The sequence below is a fragment of the Candidatus Zixiibacteriota bacterium genome, from assembly GCA_040752815.1.
Classification (GTDB): Bacteria; Zixibacteria; MSB-5A5; order GN15; family FEB-12; genus JAGGTI01.
Window position 1 is genome coordinate 63,032 of the sequence record JBFMGC010000009.1, and the last position, 18,853, is coordinate 81,884.

Genomic DNA, 18,853 nt, shown 5'->3' on the forward strand with positions numbered 1-18,853 from the left:
GTGAACAGGAGCCAAAGAGCATGTCAATTTTCATAGACAAGAAGACGACAGTTGTCGTTCAAGGCATCACGGGCCGTGACGGTTCATTCCACGCCGAACAGATGAAGAAGTACGGCACGAACGTGGTCGCCGGGGTGACACCCGGCAAAGGGGGCAGCAAGATCGGCGGGATACCGGTATTCAATACTATGAGCGAGGCGGTCGAAAAGACTTCGGCGAATACGTCGGTCATCTATGTGCCGCCGGCATTCGCAGTTGATGCTATCTACGAGGCGGTAACGGCGGGCATCAAGCTGGTGGTGTGTGTGACCGAGGGAGTTCCTGCCAATGATATGATGAAGGTCGTGCCATTTGTGAAGAGCCATGGCGCGCGCCTTATCGGTCCCAACTGTCCGGGACTGATTTCACCCGGCCAGTCGAAAGTGGGCATTCTGCCGGGGACTATCGTCAAGCCGGGGCCTATCGGGGTTGTTTCCCGCTCGGGCACGTTGACTTACGAAGCGATTTGGGCGCTCACGCTCGCCGACCTCGGCCAGACCAGCTGTGTGGGCATCGGCGGAGACCAGGTAATAGGCACAAACTTCATTGACTGTCTCGCGGCGTTCGAGGCCGACCCGGCCACCAAAGGTATTGTCATGATTGGTGAGATCGGCGGTTCCGATGAGGAACTGGCGGCGGCCTACATCAAGAAGCATCTCACCAAGCCGGTGGTGTCGTTTATCGCCGGGCAGAGCGCCCCTCCGGGCAAACGGATGGGCCACGCCGGTGCGATTGTCTCCGGCGGTTCGGGAACCGCCGAGGGGAAGATCAAAGCCTTGAACTCGGTGGGCATACCGGTGGCGGGTTCCCCCACTGAAATTCCAGACCTGATCAAGGAGGCTCTGAGGAAGACAAAATCCTCCGGAGGCAAGAAGGTCACGATGAAAAAGCGCGCGGAGATAAAAACCTCCAGACCGACTTCAAAGAAGTCCGCCGCTAAGTCCGCGAAGAAGGCGGCTACGAAGAAGACGACGAAGAAGAGATGAGCATTCAATCCATGAGTAGCGCAACAGAAGCACACCGTGCGAGGAGACGACATGAGTAGCCCTGACGCTGCCGAGGAAACCAAGCGTAAACCCGGCCCGCAGAGTAAGTACGATTATAGCGCGGGACCCCCGCCTCTGGAGATCAATATGAAGTGGTGCAAGGCCTGCAATATCTGCATTGCGCTTTGTCCCCAGGATGTATTTGAACCCAACCGCGACGGTAAGCCGATCATAGCGCGCGCCCAGAATTGTACCCAGTGTACGATTTGCTGGGTGCATTGCCCTGACCTGGCCATTACCAGCAACTACAAGTAGGAAAACAGGTTATGGCCAAAAAAGAACGAGTCCTGATCATGGGCAACCACGCCTGTGTATTAGGCGCTATTTATGCCGGCATGAGGTTTTACGCTGGTTATCCCATTACGCCGTCGACCGAGGTAGCCGAAGGGTGCGCCCGCGAGCTGCCGAAAATCGGCGGGCGTTTTATACAGATGGAGGATGAGATCGGCTCGATTGCGGCGGCCATCGGGGCATCAATTTCCGGGGTTAAATCTATGACCGCCACCTCCGGTCCGGGATATTCGCTGATGGTCGAGAACATCGGTTACGCCTACATGACCGAAACACCGGTCGTGATAATCAACGTCCAGCGCGGTGGGCCATCGACGGGTCTGCCCACCAAAGTAAGCCAGTCCGATACCATGCAGGCGCAGTGGGGGCCGCACGGCGATAACACGGCGATAGCGGTGGCGCCGTCAACCATTTACGAGACATTCACCGAGACAGTGCGCGCCTTCAATCTGGCCGAGAGATTTCGCAGCCCAGTGACAATTCTGCTGGACGAGGTAATCGGCCACTCGCGACAAGTGGTGACGCTGCCTGATCCCGGCGAGCTTGAGATCTTCAATCGCACTAAGCCAACCTGTCCACCGGAGGAGTTCGAGGCCTTCGCCATGACAGAGAATCTTGTCTCGCCCATGCCGGCGTTCGGCGATGGCTACCGTTACGTTTGCACCGGCCTCACCCATGACACACGTGGTTTTACCACGAACCGCCCGGATGAAATCGCTCCCAAGCTGCATAAGCTACGGCACAAGATTGTTGACTACAAAGAGGAGATCGTCAAGCTCCGCGACGAATACATGGACGACGCGGAGATCGCCTTCGTGTCATACGGCTCGGTGGCGCGGGCGGCACTTCAGGCGACGTCCATTGCGCGCAAAGCGGGCGCCAAGGTGGGCGCGGTACAACTGTTCACGATCTGGCCGTTCCCCGATGAGCAAATCAGACAACTATGCAGTCGCTGCCGGAAGGTCGTGGTTGGCGAATTGAACATGGGCCAGATCATTCACGAGGTGCGCCGGGTCCTGCCGCCGGATATCGAGGTCCACGGCTTGCAGCGCTTCGACGGCGAGATTCTCACACCCATGCAACTGGTCGAAAAGCTGGAGGAGGTGATCTGATGAGCACCGTAGTCAAAGAGAAGGACAAGCAGCGGTCCGATGTCATCCTGCAGTACCTCCGTCCCCGCAAAGCGATGCCCACTGTCTGGTGCGCCGGCTGCGGCAACGGGATTGTCATGTCGGCGATCATCCGGGCGGTCGATAATCTTGGGTTGTCCAAGGACAATGTTGTGATGGCTTCCGGAATCGGTTGCTCCAGCCGCATGCCGATCTATCTCGATTTCAATGCCCTGCATACCACGCACGGTCGAGCTTTGGCTTTCGCCACCGGCGTGAAATTCGCCCGTCCGGAGTTGAAAGTGATTGTGGTCACCGGCGACGGCGACGCCCTCGCTATCGGCGGCAACCACTTTATCCATGCCTGCCGCCGCAACATCGACATCACCACCGTGCTGATTAATAACAACATCTACGGCATGACCGGAGGGCAGGGCTCGCCCACGACGCCGGCTCACGCCTTTTCGACCACTACGCCGTTCGGCAACGCCGAGAAGCAGTTCGATCCCTGTGGACTGGCCCAGGCGGCGGGCGCATCGTTTGTTGGACGAGGTACAGTGTACCACACGCCGCAGTTGGAAAAGCTCATCATGCAGGCGATCGAACATCGCGGCTTCTCGCTGGTCGAGGTCATTTCCAACTGCCACACCTATTTCGGCCGTTTGAACAAGCAGGGAGACGCGGTTACGATGATCAACGACTTCAAGGACCGCGCGGTGCCTCTCGCGAAGGCGCAGAAGATGACGCCCGAGGAACTGAAGGGCAAGTATGTGATCGGTCTGCTGCACAAGGAAGAGAAGACCGAATTCTGTGATGTCTACGATGATACCGTCAAACATCTGACGGGAGGTAAGCAGGCATGAGCGCGAAAGTTCTCGATAAGGTGCAAATCCCGCAGGATCGCTACGAGATGCGGCTCTCCGGCTCGGGCGGCCAGGGGATGATTCTGGCGTCGGTCATTCTCGCCGAGGCCATCGCCAAGTCTGACGATCGCAATGTCGTTCAAACCCAGTCATACGGCCCCGAGGCGCGGGGCGGTGCGTCGAAGTCGGACGTAGTCATCTCGCCCAATGAGATTTACTATCCCAAGGCGATGAAGCTCGACCTCCTTTTGTGCATGACCCAGGAGTCGATGGACAAATACTACGGCGATCTCAAGCCGAACGGCACGCTCGTGGTTGACACCACGCTCGTTACTGACATCCCGGCAGATAAATACTACGGGCTGCCGTTTACTCGGTTGGCGCGTGAGGAGGCCGGACATGTGATGGTGGCCAATGTGATCGCGCTCTCGGCTATTGCTGAACTAACCGGCCTGGTGTCACGTGTGGCGCTGACCTCCGCGGTCTTGAAACGCGCGCCGCGCGGCACTGAGGAGAAGAATAAGAAAGCGATCGACATCGGCTTCACCGAGGCGGCGAAACTGAAACAGGGGAAGAGCTGAAATATGAGCCGTACCCTGCTGATTGTCAAACCGGACGCGGTCCAGCGACGCCTTGTCGGCCACGTGATCTCCCGCCTTGAAAGGGCCGGTTTTCGTATTGTGGAAATGCGCATGTTGACCCTGACCGAAGCGAAAGCACGGGCTTTCTACGCCGTGCACGAGGGCAAGCCGTTTCTGGAGAGCCTGGTCCGGTTCATGACCTCGGGGCCGGTGGTGCCGATGCTGCTCGAAAGAGAGAACGCTGTGGACGATCTTCGCACTCTGATCGGCGCTACCGATCCCAAAAAGGCCGCGTGCGGCACGATCCGGCAGGAGATTGCGCTGGACATTGAGAAGAACTCGGTCCATGCGTCGGATTCCGATGAAAACGCTACTAAGGAGATCGCCCACTTCTTTTGAGCGGCTCCCCTCCCGCGTTCCCACCGCTATGGACGTCAAGTTGACATACGCCGAGGATACCATCTCTCTTACGCTTCCCGACTGGGTCGATATGCAGGAGTACGGCGTGTTGTCTGACGGTGCGCCGCTTTCGTATGATCAGTTTGTTGAGTCCTTCGAAAGGTCCGGGGGAGAGCGTGTGCTCGAGGGTGAGCCTCCCTTGATTATAGTCAACGATGGCCATCGCCCAACCCCTACCGCGCAGATACTCGATTGGCTCGATCAATACGATGGCCGCCTCCTGGACAACGCACTCTTTCTCATAGCGTGCGGCACACATGGGGAACCATCGGCAGATCACTACAGGAAGATATTCGGCAGGCACTTGGATCGGCTGAGAGACCGCCTTGCCTGGCATGATTGCGGCGATTTGAGCCGGATGACAAAGATCGGTTGTGACCGTTTCGGTGAGCCATTCTATCTGAACAGCCGGGCATTCAAGGCGCGGAAGATCCTGATTATCACTTCGGTGGAGCCGCATTATTTCGCTGGTTTCACGGGCGGCCGGAAGTCTCTTTTCCCCGGATTGACTGACCGCGCCACAATCGAGCGCAACCACAATCTGGCCAATTCCCTCGATTGCCAACCACTGAGACTCAAGGGCAACCCGATGGCTGAACATCTTGACGAATTGCTCGAACAATTCGATTCCAGTAAGGTGTTCTCGATCCAGGTTGTTGCCGATGCCTCCCGCCGCATACTCCACGCGTTCTGCGGCCCATTACAGATGGCTTTTGAGAAGGCGGTAGCGGCGTCATTTCAGCTATACGCTCACACCATACCCAGGCCATACGATCTGGTCCTCGCCGAGGTTCTCCCGCCGCTGGATCGCACTTTGTACCAGATTCAGAAGGGGCTCGAAAACAGCCAGGCCGGGTGCGCCGACCGAGGAACTGTGGCCGTGGTGGCGTCGTGCCGCGACGGCATCGGCAAGCGCAGTTTCTTTGATCTGGCTGGTTCATGGGATAGGGAGACGAACCAACCGCGCGACGGCGTCCCAAGATTCGGATCGCACAAGCTGTCACGGGTCAACGCCATGACGCGGCGCATCAACGTACGCCTGTACTCCGAGCTGCCCGATGATCAACCCCGTCGGGTGTTCTACGAGCCGGTTCACGATCTGGAGACGCTGACTCACGAATGTTTGAACAAGAACGATAGAAAACGGCTGGCGGTCGTACGCGACGCCGGCCACACGGTACTTAAACTCGCTGGTGCGCCATAGGACGCACACGGAATTACCAGGAGAGGATATATGAACAAGAAGATCGCCGTGATCGGAGCCGGCAATGTCGGGGCCTCATGCGCCATGTATCTGGCTGAGGCCAATTTTGCCGATGTCGTCATGGTCGACGTCATCGAGGACATGCCCAAAGGCAAAGGGCTTGACCTGACCCAGGCCGGACCGGTTCGCGGCTACAACGCCCGCGTGCTCGGCACCAATGATTTCAAGGATATGCAGGGAGCGGATATCGTCATCATGACCGCCGGCCTTGCCCGCAAACCGGGCATGACCCGCGAGGACCTGCTGACCAAGAACGCCGAGATCATCGCCGCCTGCGGCAAACACATCAAGAAATACTGCCCCAAGAGCATTGTGCTGATGGTCTCCAATCCGCTCGACCTGATGACCTTCCACATGCAGAACATCACCGGCTTTCCGAAAAACCGGGTGCTCGGCCAGGCGGGGGTACTCGACTCGGTGCGCTTCCGTACGTTTATCGCGATGGAGCTGAACGTGGCCATGACCGACGTGCAGGCGATGGTGCTGGGCGGACACGGCGACACTATGGTACCGCTACCACGGTACACCACTGTCGCCGGCATTCCAATCGGCGAGCTGATCGAGAAGAAGCGGATCGATGAGATCTGCGCTCGCACCGCCGACGGTGGCGGCGAGATCGTGCGCCTGCTCAAGACCGGCTCCGCGTATTACGCGCCTGCGGCGGCCACTGTCGATATGTGCCGCGCAATCTTCAACGATGAAAAACGGGTGTTGGCAGCGTCGGCCTGGCTGACCGGCCAGTACGGTATTACTGATATTTACATCGGCGTGCCGGTGGTGCTCGGTGCTGATGGTGTGGAGAAGATTTTCGAGTTGAAGCTCTCGAAGAACGAACTGAAATCGCTCCAGACCTCCGCCGCGACCTACAAAGAGCACCTCAAGATCATGGGGTATAAGTAGGCGGTCGATGACGCGGCCGACCTTCCGGTGTCCCTGCGCTTGCGCTGGGCAGCAAAAGCGTAGGGCAGAACCCACCGGTGCCCCATCGCTTGCGCTGGGTGGAGAAACCGTAGGGCAGAACCCGAGCCCGCTTCGGGCGAGTGGTTCTGCCAACCGAAGGCAGGGAAAAGAAGGAGCTGTCGGGCAGAGTCGCCTGACAACACGATGAATGGCAGAATTACGCCGCTGAAGCAGCGGGGGATTTTGCCCTACGAGAGTAGAGGTAGGGCAGGAGCCCCGTGCTCCTGCCACGGGTGATTGAAGTCGTGGCGTACAATGGCAGGACCGCAGGGGTCCTGCCCTACGTATTGAGATTGAACGATTTTGAATAAGGAGCTCACATGGCAAAAGTGAAACATATCGTGGTGCCGGCCGACGGCCAGCCGATCGCGGTGAAAAACAAAAAACTGGCCGTACCCGACAATCCGATCATCCCGCATATCGAGGGCGACGGTATCGGCCGCGACATATCCAAGGCGATGCGCCGTGTCGTCGATGCCGCGGTCGAAAAAGCTTACGGCGGCAAGAAGAAAATCGCCTGGATGGACATCCACGCCGGCGAAAGGGCCAACGCGCTCTACGGCGAGTGGCTGCCGAAAGAAACAACTGACGCCATCAAGAAATACTACGTGGCGATCAAAGGTCCGCTGACCACACCGGTAGGCGGCGGGTTCCGCTCGCTCAACGTGTCACTGCGCCAGATTCTCGATCTGTTCGCCTGTGTGCGGCCGGTGCGGTACTTCCGCGGGGTCGGCTCGCCGGTGACGCACCCGGAGAAGCTGAACATCACTATCTTCCGTGAGAACACCGAGGATGTCTACGCCGGTATCGAGTGGAAGAAGGGCAGTCCCGAGGTCAAGAAAGTCATCGCCTGGCTGAACAAGACCATGAAGACCCACATCCGCCCGGACTCCGGTGTCGGGGTCAAACCGATTTCGGTATTCGGCACCAAGCGGCTGGTGCGCAAGGCGATTCAGTTCGCGATTGATCGCAAGCGCAGCTCGGTCACGCTCGTTCACAAGGGGAACATCATGAAGTTCACTGAGGGCGCGTTCCGCGACTGGGGCTACAAGCTGGCCACCACTGAGTTCCGCGACAAGGTCGTCACTGAGGAGGAACTCTGGAGCAAATACGACGGCAAGGTGCCGGCAGGGAAGATCGTTATCAAAGACCGTATCGCCGACAGCATGTTCCAGCAACTGCTGCTTCGGCCGGATGAGTACGATGTTCTTGCCACGCCCAACCTGAACGGCGACTATCTCTCCGATGCCGCCGCGGCGCAGGTGGGCGGACTCGGCATGGCCGCCGGCGCCAACATGAGCAACTATGTGGCGCTATTCGAGGCGACTCACGGCACGGCGCCGAAGTACGCGGACAAAGACGTCATCAACCCCGGCTCGCTGATCCTCTCGGCGGTGATGATGCTCGAGTACATGGGCTGGGACGAGGCCGCGAAACTGATCGATTCCGGCTTGCAGAAGACGATCGACAACAAGACGGTCACTTATGATCTCGAACGCCAGATGACCGGCGCCCGCAAAGTGGGCACGTCGGAATTTGCGACCGAGATCATAAAGAATATGTAACCTTGGTGGCCCACTGCTTGCGGTGGGGTTCTCAAACGTGCCCGGCAGATGCCCTCATCTGCCGGGTTCCGCTACCGCAATCGGCACACGCTTCATCGAAACCGTGGCGGTTTGGACTGTCACCCTGAGCCCGTCGAAGGGTGACGTTGCCACGCGGCGAAGCTCTATGGATATGGTCGGCAGGCCTCCGTGCCTGCCGAATCACCCTGCGGCAGGGCTGGAGACCTGCCGATCAGTGGCACGGTCGGGATTGAACCACGTGCTCGGCAGATGTCCTCATCTGCCGGGTTTCGTTGCCGCGTCGGACGCATCGCAGGTCGAAACCCCTGCGGTTTCGACATTGTGTCAGAAGAAATCCCCCTGGTGTTTTTCGCGTATCACTTGCTTGGCACGCTTCAGAGTCCCACGTGTGTCCGGCAGGTCGGGTAACTTGTCATTGAACAGATCGTCAATGGTTACTATCTGGAGAACGGGGAATTCCCGATCGTGCCCCGGTAGTTTCCACTTGCCGAGTGTAGTGGCATCCCGTTTCATGCCCGACGTGGGCGGCTGTAGAGCCACCAAAAGACCCAGCGGGGCTTTCTCCCGCTGCAGGACGGCGGCCAAAGCACGGACGTCTCGTGGCGAATATTTGCCGCCTTTTACCTCGATTATGATCTTGTGAAACTTCTTCTCGTAGTCTTGGAAATAGAGAAATCCGTCAATGCCGGTATCTCCGCCGCCTGTGCTCTTGTATGGCTGGCCGCCAAGGAACGAAACCGCCCAGGCCTCAAATTGGAATGGCGACTGCTCAAAGAGAGCCTTGGCGTCGTCTGTCGACTTCGGTTCCCCGATGACTTGAAATTTGCAGTCGTGAAAATGTTCCGCAATTCGTTTCTTTATGAGAGCCACGGCAAGAAACGTAATATCAATGCCGATCCACTTGCGGTGGAGCTTTTCTGCCGCTGCAATGGTTGTCCCGCACCCACAGAAGGGATCGAGAACGGTGGCACCTTCTTCAGATGCCGCCCCTACAATTCTTTCAAGGAGCGCGAGTGGCTTTTGTGTCGGGAAACCGAGTGTCTCGGCGTGCGATCCGTGAAGGTGTTCAATGTCATCCCAGATGTCCGTAATGATCGTACCTTCCATTTCGTCCAGATAGCGCTTATATCGCGGCACCCCACCCTTCTCCGGAATAACAACTCGACCGGCTTTCCACTCACGAGTCATTCTGTCTTTGGTCCAACGCCACACACGGACGATGCCACTCTTGGGAGGAAACTCGTAAGTTAGGTTCGGGCGGTCTTTATTAGGATTGGTCAAATCACCAAGTGTATAAGCTCTCCCAGTTCCTTCCTCGACAAACTTGTAGAACTTCTCGACGTAGTCCGGATCGTGCGGGCGGAATTGGGTGTCGAAGAAGGCTGTCTTGCCCTTATTGTAGAAGAAAATCACGTCGTGGGAACTTGGAAAACGTGTGTATGCATGACCCTTAGGCTGAGACCGTTTCCAGATGATCTCGTTCTTAAACGACTCTATGCCGAAAACTTGATCCAAGAGTAGCTTGAGGTAGTGGCTTGCAGTGGGATCGCAATGGAGGAAGAGTGAACCAGTGGACTTCAGTACGCGGCGTAACTCGAACAGCCGGATGGCCATCATGGTTATATACGCCATCATGTCAGTCGGGCCCATGAATTCACGAAAAGCGCGGAGCATTTCCTTTAACTCGACCGGATAGTCTCCGCCAAGCATTTCATCATATGCCGCCTGAGCATCTTCTGTCCAGTGCCAGGAATCTTCAAAGGCCTGGATCTGGGAGGCGGCCTGCTTACCAGTCTTGTCCTGAAAAAACACGTTGTAGGCCCGATTGGAGTTGAATGGCGGGTCCAGATAGACGAGATCAACCGATTCGTCCGGGATGTGATGCCGGAGAATCTCGAGATTGTCTCCGAAGTACAGTGTATTCGTTAAAGCCACCAGAGCTCTCCGCTTGTGTGCGAAACCATTATAACGATATGGCAGCGGCTACAGCGACGCAACAAAAAGAGGGGAACCGGCGCCATGTCGAAACCGCAGGGGTTTCGACCTACGATTCCCCCACCCGCACTCCCCCCTTGCATGATTTGCCCCACCCGATATATTTAACCCAGAAGGGCACCACCTTCCACCCATAGCAGGATGAATATAAAGCGGCGCCGCCGGACCGGCTCTCTGGCCCAGCAGCGCCTAAGATGGGTGATTCCGTGTGGTCGAGCCGAACCGCCTTGTTGAGTTTAAGCGCCCCAAGCTCGTGGCCTCGGCCGGCCCACGGGATCAACCCTTAGTGTGACATCCCGCGTCTGAAAACCGGCCGTTGCCTCGGGACCGAATCATTAGACAACGTGTCCCAGGGCAGAGAATCCCCGGGCACCGTGTCCGGCCAGACCGTGTCCCGACAGGTGTCGGGCCAGATTGTGTCCCACCACGGCAGGGTATCCCACCAGGGGAGCGTATCCCACGGCAGGGTGTCCCAGGGGAGAGTGTCCCACGGGAGCGTGTCCCACCACGGAGTCGTGTCCCCGGGGACGGTATCCCAGGGCAACGTGTCCCACGGGAGGGTATCCCACCACGGAAGCGTATCCCACCAGGGAATGGTATCCCAGGGGAGGGTATCCGGCCAGATTGTGTCCCAGTGGACCGTATCCGGCGGGATCGTATCCCAGGGAAGAGTGTCCCACGAACAGGTGTCACAGGGGAGCGTGTCTCTGGGAAGGGTATCGGTCGGAACCGTGTCTCCGGGCGGGATAGTGTCGTTGGGAGGACAACTGTCACAGGGCAGGGTGTCACCCGACGGCGGATCGTTGTTCGGAGTGCCGTCGGTGTCGCTGTCCGTCACCCGCGGAACCAGCGTCTGTGGACCCACGCTGTCGGACGAGCGGGAACACCCGAATACGAGGATCGAGACTGCTGACAGGGCGGCGAGAACGAGACAGACAAAGCAACGTCGCATGCAGTACCTCCGAAAGCTAAAGGTTTCGGCGCCGGGCCCGCTTACCCAAGTCGCCTTCAACTGTCGTTAGCTGTGGAAGTCTGTGCGTTGCTCCTTTGTCACCGTACGATATGAACTATTCACATTGCCGGTCACACACCGGCGAGGGTTTGAGGGTAATATAGATGGTTGATTGGCGGTGTCAATAGTTTTGACGAAACTCCTACCCGTTCGGTGGGTACAGGATTCGAGCCGAGCTACTCCAATTCGATCGGCGCGGTTCTACCCCTGCCGCTTGGCGTCACGGCAGGCGCGGAGGCCTGCCGAGCGAACGGTTTCGCGTGCCTACTTACAACGAGTTGGCGAAAACAGGCTGACGTAATCCTGATCGGGTACCGAATCTCTCAGTGCGGCTGCCCTGGCTAATGCGGTGTCTACAGCCAGTATGCGCTTGAGGTACATGTCGGCCGCCAAGGCATTCTTGGCGCGGTGGTGGCCCTCGGCGAGCTCGCAGTCGTCGCGAAGGCGGGAGCGAAGAAGGCGCTTTTCGTCGTCGCTCAGGCCGCCCGCCAGCTTTTTTTGCACATGGTCCAGGCACTGGCTGATCTGGCTCTGAACAAACCGGTTCTCCAGGTTGGGGCAGAAGATCCGCTCGAAAAAGAGCAGCGCGTCAAAGCAAAGCCGGTTGTCAAGAGCCTCAATCCCCTTGGCGAGGATTTCGGCGTCCTGACGAGTGGCCGGGGTGAGGCTTGCTTTGTCCTTCGACTGCACCGGCAAGTCGGGATGGCGCAGAGTATAGCGGCAGACTGCGTCGTAGGGCGAAACCTCTACGACCATGATGTCGGCAACCTCGAGCTGACCTTTGTACTTGTTCTTGCGCCAGGCCACGCCGCTCATGCCGCTGTCAATACCATTGATATAGCCGGCGCCGATGATCAGTTCGCCTGATACAAGCCCGGTGGCGCGATCAACTGACCCGCTGCGAACCAGCAAAAGGCGAAAATCATCCGCCGACGCGGACGAAGCCATGACTAATACTGTCGCCAGCAGAATGCCGACGTAACACCTGCTGCGTCCCGGCGGCGCTGCAGGAAACCGACAGTCCATCTCGGTACCCTCGGGGACCATTGTCCCTCACGTGCCCATCACAACTAATATAGATCGGCTGGGCCGCCATGCAACTATAACTTCGCGGCTTTGGTTCGATGCGTGACGAGTTGTCCCGGTTTGGTGACCCAGCCGCCCGCGGGTGGGGTGGCGACAGAGTCGTCGGCTGTCTCAGTGGACCGGGCAGACCGGGAGAGGCTGTCCGCGCACGGGAACCTGCCGCAACTCTTTTTGCCGTTTGGGATAGCCTCGAGAGGTCGCCCGCTCACCGTGTTGTCGGCGCTGCAGTTCACGATTGCGGCCGGGCCGCCACGACGATTCGTTCCGTATCGCGGGCGATTACCAACTCTTCGTTGGTCGGCACTACCAGCGTGTGGCAGGCGGCGCTGTCGGTCGAGATGTCCATCTCCTTGCCGACGGCCTGCTTGTTCTTGTCATCGTCCAGGGCGATACCCAGGAATTCGAGATTGGCGCAGGTCATCGAGCGAACCAACGGTGAGTTCTCTCCAACACCTGCAGTAAACACGAGCGCATGAAGTCCGCCCATCGCAGCGGCGTACGCACCGACGTACTTCTTGAGACGATAGCAGTAGGCCTCAAGCGCCAGCCTGGCGTTGGGGTGGTTGCTGTCTGTGGCCGCCGCGATCACCTCGCGCACGTCCGATGAGACGCCCGATATCCCCACCAGGCCGGAATGCTTGTTCAGCAGGGTGTTGCCCTCGTGCAGCGAGAGTTCCTCGCGAGCCATGATATGCAGGATTACCGCCGGGTCGAGATCGCCGGAGCGCGTGCCCATCAGCAGACCTTCCAGCGGAGTAAAGCCCATTGACGTATCCACGGAGACGCCTTTGTCGATAGCGGCCACTGAGGCTCCGTTGCCAAGATGCGCGGTCACCACTTTCAATTCGGTGAGCGGGCGATTAAGCATGGCGGAGGCTCGGTCGCTGACAAATCGGTGCGAGGTCCCGTGGAATCCGTAGCGGCGGATACCATAGCGTCTGTAGAGCACGTACGGGATGCCGTAGATATAGGCGTGCGGGGGCATGCGATGATGAAACGCCGTATCAAACACGGCCACCTGCGGGATACCCGGCAGGTTGGTCATACAGGCGTTGATGCCCCTGATATTGTGCGGATTGTGCAGGGGCGCCAGTTCGATCAGCGAGCGCAACGCGGCCATCATGGTGTCGGTAATGAGAGCCGAATCTGAAAACTGCTCGCCGCCGTGGACTACGCGGTGGCCGACTGCCTCGATCTCTTTCTTACTCGCGATCACGCCATGATTCGGCGACATCAGCATGGTGATGACATACTCTACAGCTTGGATATGATCGAGAATCTCGGCGGAGACCTTGACTTCGTTGCGATCGTGTGGCTTATGCGTGACAACCGAGCCCGCCATGCCGATCCGGGAAACTGTCCCCTTGGCCAGTGATACCTCGGTCTGAGTGTCGATGAACTGGTATTTGACCGATGACGACCCGCAATTGAGCACGAGGATTTTCATCGCGTGCCTCCACCTGTGAGCGATACCGACGGCGCATAAATCCGGTTGCCGTCCTTGTCATACTCGAAGAACCCCTTGCCGGTCTTCACGCCGAGGTGTCCGGCCCGGACCAGTTTGCGTAGGATCGGGCAGGGGTTGTAGCGGTGCTCCGAAAGCTCCTTAAGCAGGTTCACCATCCAGGACATGACCACATCCAGGCCCATCTGATCGGCCAGCGCCAGCGGACCGACATTGAACCCGAATCCGAGCTTCATGGCCTCGTCGATATCGTCAGCGGAGGCTACTCCCTCCATGAGCACGTGCATCGCTTCGTTCAGCAGCGGCACGATGATTCGCGTGGTCACGTAGCCAGGGTACTCGTTGACCGTGATCCACTTCTTGTCAAGCATCTGGGCGAATTCGACCGCTTTTTGGAACGTGATCTCGTCGGTCCGCAACCCTTTGACAATTTCTACCAACGGAATGCGGGTAACCGGATTGAGGAAGTGCATACCGATGATCTTGTTGGGCCGTTCGGTGGCCTGGGCAATCTCGGAAATCGAGAGGGTTCCGGTGTTGGTTATGAGAAGAGTGTCGTCGGGGCAAATCCGATCGAGCTTGCCGAACAGGCCCCGTTTCATCTCGAGGTCTTCGGGAATAGCTTCGAGCACGATTTCAGCGTCCTCGGCCTGGGAGAGATCGGCGGTCGGGTGGATTCGGGATATGATCGCCTTTTTATCGGCCTGGGTCAAGCCCCAGCGACCGATTTCGCGGTCCATGGCTTCCTCAATACCGCGCATCCCTTTTTCGACAAGCTTGGTGGTGCGGTCCACCAGGGTGACGTCGTGGCCGGCGGCGGCGACCGCCTCGCTCAAGCCCTGTCCCATGGCGCCCGCGCCGATTATCATTATTCTCGATCCTGGCATAAATCTGTCCTTGTCAAAACAATAGTTCGTACCCCGGTACTAGTCCGGGCCGGGATATTATACCTATTCATTATCGGGTGGCAAGTGGCATATCATCGGCGACCGAACTGGTCGATTCGGGTTGCGTTTACCTGTGGCCGGACCGGGTAAATGATTGTATAATAACTCAGTGGCCGGAATCCGAGACCGTACCGGCCGAAACGAACGAAGCAAGTCCCGGAGGCAAAATGCTTCATGGTAAGGCGGTTTTGACAGTTCTGGCGCTGGTGGTTGGCGTGGCGGGTCAATCATGGGGGATCCAGCGGGTGGCGGCTAGATTCGCATATTTGGAGCTGCGATTTGCGTACGCAATGCCTCAGGGCGAGTATGATGGCCTGCCGGGATCAGAATTTGAGACCAACGACGGCTACGGCCTTGAGATCGATGGAACCCACATATACGAGGACGGATACTCGTTCGGCTTAGCCTATGGTAGACTCTTCGAGGGGAAGTGGGCGCTTGGCGCCGGATTCGAATACGCCAGGCACCGAGTGAAAAACCCGATCGTTGTGCCAGGTTTCGAGCCGGTACGATTCCCGGAGAGATCAACCTACCATCATTATGCCATCGCCCTGCGCGCGACATATTCCCCGCTGGATCTCAAAGAGAGCGGTTGGAGCCCTTACCTTGGCCCGGCAGCTACATTCGGCCTGGCCGCTCTTACGTCGCCTGGGTATATCACCGAGTACGAAGCTGATTTTGGGCTGGACATTGAATTCGGCCTTGACGTGACACTATGGCAGGCGGCGGACAATCGTTCGTTCCTGGCGCTCTCGTCGATAAACAGTTGGAACTTCCTCGCCACCGATGACCGTGTCAGCCACCTGCAAATCGGCGGCGGTATAAGGTATTTCTTCAAACCGTAACTCGTGGAATCGAAAATGTTGTTCCGGTGGCGGGCACGATGATTGCAGTACAATCGAGTTTGAGGCTTTAGCCAATGATGATTTCGCTTGAGCGGCACTTTTGGTTCGGAATCTCTCGACTCGCGCTATTTGTACCACTGCTGTTGGTGGGCTGCGGCGACGATCCGGTCAAACCGGGCAATCCGCCCAACATAACGCGGTTTACGGCGACCCCTGGCGACATCATGCCGACCGATTCATCGCTGTTGGAGTACACGGTCACCGGTGCAGACTCGGTCAAGCTGCAGCCGGAGGGTATCAAACTGACGCCTCCATCGACCGGGAGTCACTGGGTGAAACCGTCGCGGCCGACACTCTACAGCTTGCTCGGATACAACAAAAACGGGAGGGACTCCGCGGCCGCAGCGGTTACCATGTCCGGCGCGGTGCCCAACATCACCCTGCTCGACCTGGAATCGGATACGGTTTTGATAGGTGATTCCACCGCACTGCTCTGGCGCGTGGTGAGGGCGGACTCGATAGTGATCAACAATGGCCTGGGGAAGATGGCTGATGCCGACTCGGGAGGAGTGTTTGTCAAACCATCCATTACGACCAATTACCGGGCTATCGCCTACAATCAAATTGGTAACGACACGGCTTTTGAGACGGCAAGAGTCGAGATACCGTACGCGGTCAACGCGCCGTTCGGGGCGTATTACAAAGGGGTCATGGGGGGCGGAATCCAGACTCCGGAGTTTCGGTTCAGGGTTCTGGACCAGGCCGGTACCGCCCTGCGGAAGCCGTGGCTGTACTTTGATATTATCCAGGGCGACGGTACGCTCACTGCGGATTCGGTCCGGCCCGACGCCAACGGCTCAATTGTCAATGACTATCAGTTCACCGGGCAGTTGGGTCACGGCATAGTGAGGGCGATGGTGCCTGGTATCGATACCGTATTTCTCACTGTTCGAGCGAGCGTTATCCGGTTTGGGGCTGACGGCCAGGGGCAGTACGTGAAGCTCTACGACGCCTACACTGATGTCTTCGGGCTGAACGGGCAGCCGGTTTCGATTGACCCTGACCCACGACCAGGGTACAAGCTCAACTATGTTGATTACGAGAACACGCTCGGAGTAGTGGCGGTAGTGTTCGATCTCGACGACGACAATGTGGTGCAAAACACCGAGCCAGTGGTGTCCATGATCCTAACTACTCTGTTCACCGGCGTCACGACGCCTGAGGGTGTCGGAATTGGATCGAGCATTCACGCGGTCCGAGCAGCCTACGGGCAGCCGGACAATTTCTTTTTTGATCCGACTGACCCGCCTGCCTGGGGGATGGAGTACGATTCGCTGGGCGCACTGTTCTATGCGTCGACAACCCCACCTGATTCGGCGATCATAGAGCTGCACCTTACGGACCCCACTCCGCCTGCGCCCACCAGTCCACCGGTCAAAGCTGCGCTTGGTTTGACTCGCGCACCCTATTCGGAACGATGGACGACCCTCAGGCGTTAACCCGACAGCCCGCCGCCCGGCTCATTATTGACAGGAGTTACCAAGAAGTATAGTTTCGCCGCAGTAGCGCTTAAACAGAGCACGGAAGGAGTAAGAGTCATGCTAAGGACGCTGTTAACGAGCATACTGATCCTCAGCCTGGTATTCTCGGTGGCGGTATGGAGCAAAACCCCCCCGAAACCGATCAAGCCGGGCGAGGGGGGCGCTCCAAGGTTTCCGGACAGCCTCCCTTACTGGCGACACGATATCCGGAACCCCAGCAATGCCATCGTGACCCTGGAGACCGATTCTGGCAAGTTGACGCTGGAGTTGTATCGCGATGTTTCTCCGGCGCACGCCGATTCGTTTCTGGCGCGCTGCGGCGACGGTTTCTACGACAGCACCAGGTTTCATCGCATTATCAAGGACTTCATGATTCAGGGCGGCAGCCCGTTTCATGTGGGGAAGAAGTCGGTCGATTACTATCTGCCCAACGAGCTGAACAGCCTGCCGCACAAGTTCGGCACGCTGTCGATGGCCAGCCGCGGCGAGCCCACCACCGCGCAGACGCAGTTTTTCATCTGCACCGATCGCAACGCCAAGACGCAGTATCTCGACGGCAAGTATGTCGTATTCGGCCAGTTGCTGAAGGGGTTCGATGTTCTCTGGGCGATCAGCCGAGTGCCGGTAGAGCCGGTGAGCAAAGCGCCCGGAGCCGAGAAGTCACTGCCTACGAAAGACGTCTGGCTGATCAAAGCGTACCGCTCCGACGCCGAGGGCAACCCACTCAAGTGACCGGGATTTCGACAGGGACGTCGTTCGGACCAAAACCAGGGCAGCCGGAGCCAGGACCCGGCAGGGGCATGTCATGAAACCCCGTAGTTTGGCCATCCTCGGCTCAACCGGTTCTATCGGCTTATCTACTCTGAAAGTCCTGAGACGTCACCCCGGGCGCTTTGAGGTCACAATACTAGCCGCCCATTCGAACGCCGAGTTGCTCGAAGATCAGTACCGGGAGTTCCGACCGAGAATTCTCTGCCTAGTCGATCCACAAGCGGCCTCGCGGTTGCGTGATAGACTTCAAGGGGAGCCGGTAACAGTGCTCGCCGGCGCAGACGAACTGGTCAAGTCGGCCGGACTGAACGAAGTAGACCTCGTGCTGAATGCCATTGTCGGCGCCGCCGGACTGCGGGCTTCGTACGAGGCGATTTCAAGTGGCAAACGACTGGCCCTCGCCAATAAAGAGTCACTGGTGGCAGGTGGGCCGCTTTTCGCGCAGATTTGCCGCGATGACCCGCCGAGAATTCTGCCCATCGATTCCGAACACTCCGCTATTTGGCAGGCGCTGCGAGCCGGCACAAGAAAAGAGGTCCGGCATATCATTTTGACCGCCTCCGGCGGTCCATTCCGAAGCCTGCCACTCGAAAAGCTGGCCGATGTCACTATTGAACAGGCGCTGGCCCATCCCACCTGGAAAATGGGACGAAAAATCACGGTCGATTCGGCCACTCTGGTAAACAAGGGACTTGAGATACTCGAGGCGGTGATTCTGTTCGGGGTGGAACCGGCCCAGATCAAGGTTGTTATTCATCCGCAGTCGATAGTACATTCGATGGTCGAGTTTGTCGACTCATCGGTAGTGGCCCAGTTGTCCGAGCCGGATATGAGTCTGCCTATCGCTTACGCGTTATTCTGGCCGGAGCGGTTGGAACAGGAATTCGGGCGGATGGACTGGTCCAGGACGCGGCGACTCGAGTTCGAGCCGCCGGATGAGAAGCGGTTCCCGGCGCTGAAACTGGCCTTCGCGGTGGCGTCGGCGGGCGGCAC

Annotated in this window: 18 protein-coding genes; 13 read left to right on the top strand and 5 right to left on the bottom strand. The window is 58.1% G+C overall.

Annotated elements, in window-relative coordinates; translation table 11 throughout:
* Nucleotides 1–20: 20 nt before the first annotated feature.
* From sucD to icd, 9 genes are all read left to right on the top strand, one after another.
* Entirely contained in the window at nucleotides 21–1,025 is a 1,005-nt protein-coding gene (sucD, locus tag AB1772_04110; protein MEW5795525.1) for a succinate--CoA ligase subunit alpha, read from the top strand.
* Between the two features lie 51 nt (nucleotides 1,026–1,076).
* Nucleotides 1,077–1,340, top strand: a complete 264-nt coding sequence (locus AB1772_04115) for a 4Fe-4S dicluster domain-containing protein (GenBank protein ID MEW5795526.1) — start codon at nucleotides 1,077–1,079, stop codon at nucleotides 1,338–1,340.
* Nucleotides 1,341–1,351: 11 nt separating this feature from the next.
* Nucleotides 1,352–2,488, top strand: coding sequence for a 2-oxoacid:acceptor oxidoreductase subunit alpha (locus AB1772_04120; GenBank protein MEW5795527.1), 1,137 nt, complete (start codon nucleotides 1,352–1,354; stop codon nucleotides 2,486–2,488).
* Nucleotides 2,488–3,348 (top strand): 2-oxoacid:ferredoxin oxidoreductase subunit beta, encoded by an 861-nt coding sequence (locus AB1772_04125; protein ID MEW5795528.1) that lies wholly within the window; start codon nucleotides 2,488–2,490, stop codon nucleotides 3,346–3,348. The genes AB1772_04120 and AB1772_04125 overlap by 1 nt, the downstream gene beginning before the upstream one ends.
* Complete coding sequence (locus tag AB1772_04130) at nucleotides 3,345–3,929, top strand: 2-oxoacid:acceptor oxidoreductase family protein (GenBank protein MEW5795529.1); 585 nt, start codon at nucleotides 3,345–3,347, stop codon at nucleotides 3,927–3,929. The genes AB1772_04125 and AB1772_04130 overlap by 4 nt, the downstream gene beginning before the upstream one ends.
* Before the next feature lie 3 nt (nucleotides 3,930–3,932).
* The gene (gene ndk / locus AB1772_04135; protein MEW5795530.1) at nucleotides 3,933–4,328 is read left to right on the top strand and encodes a nucleoside-diphosphate kinase; all 396 of its coding nucleotides are present in this window, start codon (nucleotides 3,933–3,935) and stop codon (nucleotides 4,326–4,328) included.
* Nucleotides 4,291–5,592: a lactate racemase domain-containing protein gene (locus tag AB1772_04140; GenBank protein MEW5795531.1), complete on the top strand. Its 1,302-nt coding sequence runs from the start codon at nucleotides 4,291–4,293 to the stop codon at nucleotides 5,590–5,592. Before ndk ends, AB1772_04140 begins: the two co-directional genes overlap by 38 nt.
* 30 nt (nucleotides 5,593–5,622) lie before the next feature.
* On the top strand, nucleotides 5,623–6,552 hold the full coding sequence (mdh, locus tag AB1772_04145; protein MEW5795532.1) for a malate dehydrogenase: 930 nt from the start codon (nucleotides 5,623–5,625) through the stop codon (nucleotides 6,550–6,552).
* A gap of 380 nt (nucleotides 6,553–6,932) precedes the next feature.
* On the top strand, nucleotides 6,933–8,177 hold the full coding sequence (gene icd / locus AB1772_04150) for an isocitrate dehydrogenase (NADP(+)) (protein ID MEW5795533.1): 1,245 nt from the start codon (nucleotides 6,933–6,935) through the stop codon (nucleotides 8,175–8,177).
* Between the two features lie 345 nt (nucleotides 8,178–8,522).
* On the opposite strand, the gene AB1772_04155 is transcribed toward icd, so the two are convergent.
* The 5 genes from AB1772_04155 to AB1772_04175 form a co-directional block, all read right to left on the bottom strand.
* Complete coding sequence (locus AB1772_04155; GenBank protein MEW5795534.1) at nucleotides 8,523–10,133, bottom strand: DNA methyltransferase; 1,611 nt, start codon at nucleotides 10,131–10,133, stop codon at nucleotides 8,523–8,525.
* A 343-nt stretch (nucleotides 10,134–10,476) separates the two neighbouring features.
* Nucleotides 10,477–11,145 (bottom strand): hypothetical protein, encoded by a 669-nt coding sequence (locus tag AB1772_04160; GenBank protein ID MEW5795535.1) that lies wholly within the window; start codon nucleotides 11,143–11,145, stop codon nucleotides 10,477–10,479.
* Nucleotides 11,146–11,469: 324 nt separating this feature from the next.
* Nucleotides 11,470–12,153: a hypothetical protein gene (locus tag AB1772_04165; protein MEW5795536.1), complete on the bottom strand. Its 684-nt coding sequence runs from the start codon at nucleotides 12,151–12,153 to the stop codon at nucleotides 11,470–11,472.
* A gap of 367 nt (nucleotides 12,154–12,520) precedes the next feature.
* Nucleotides 12,521–13,738 carry an acetate kinase gene (locus AB1772_04170; protein MEW5795537.1) on the bottom strand — a complete coding sequence of 406 codons (1,218 nt, stop codon included), beginning with the start codon at nucleotides 13,736–13,738 and terminating at the stop codon, nucleotides 12,521–12,523.
* Nucleotides 13,735–14,643 (bottom strand): 3-hydroxyacyl-CoA dehydrogenase NAD-binding domain-containing protein, encoded by a 909-nt coding sequence (locus AB1772_04175; GenBank protein MEW5795538.1) that lies wholly within the window; start codon nucleotides 14,641–14,643, stop codon nucleotides 13,735–13,737. The genes AB1772_04170 and AB1772_04175 overlap by 4 nt, the downstream gene beginning before the upstream one ends.
* Before the next feature lie 227 nt (nucleotides 14,644–14,870).
* Here AB1772_04175 and AB1772_04180 point away from each other — a divergent pair, with 227 nt between their 5' ends.
* The 4 genes from AB1772_04180 to dxr all read left to right on the top strand — a co-directional run.
* Nucleotides 14,871–15,548: a hypothetical protein gene (locus AB1772_04180; GenBank protein ID MEW5795539.1), complete on the top strand. Its 678-nt coding sequence runs from the start codon at nucleotides 14,871–14,873 to the stop codon at nucleotides 15,546–15,548.
* 74 nt (nucleotides 15,549–15,622) lie between these two features.
* On the top strand, nucleotides 15,623–17,047 hold the full coding sequence (locus AB1772_04185; protein ID MEW5795540.1) for a hypothetical protein: 1,425 nt from the start codon (nucleotides 15,623–15,625) through the stop codon (nucleotides 17,045–17,047).
* A gap of 99 nt (nucleotides 17,048–17,146) precedes the next feature.
* A complete protein-coding gene (locus AB1772_04190) occupies nucleotides 17,147–17,821 on the top strand; it encodes a peptidylprolyl isomerase (protein ID MEW5795541.1) in 675 nt (224 codons plus the stop codon).
* Between the two features lie 73 nt (nucleotides 17,822–17,894).
* On the top strand, nucleotides 17,895–18,853 hold a 959-nt coding region (gene dxr, locus AB1772_04195; protein MEW5795542.1), incomplete at its 3' end, for a 1-deoxy-D-xylulose-5-phosphate reductoisomerase.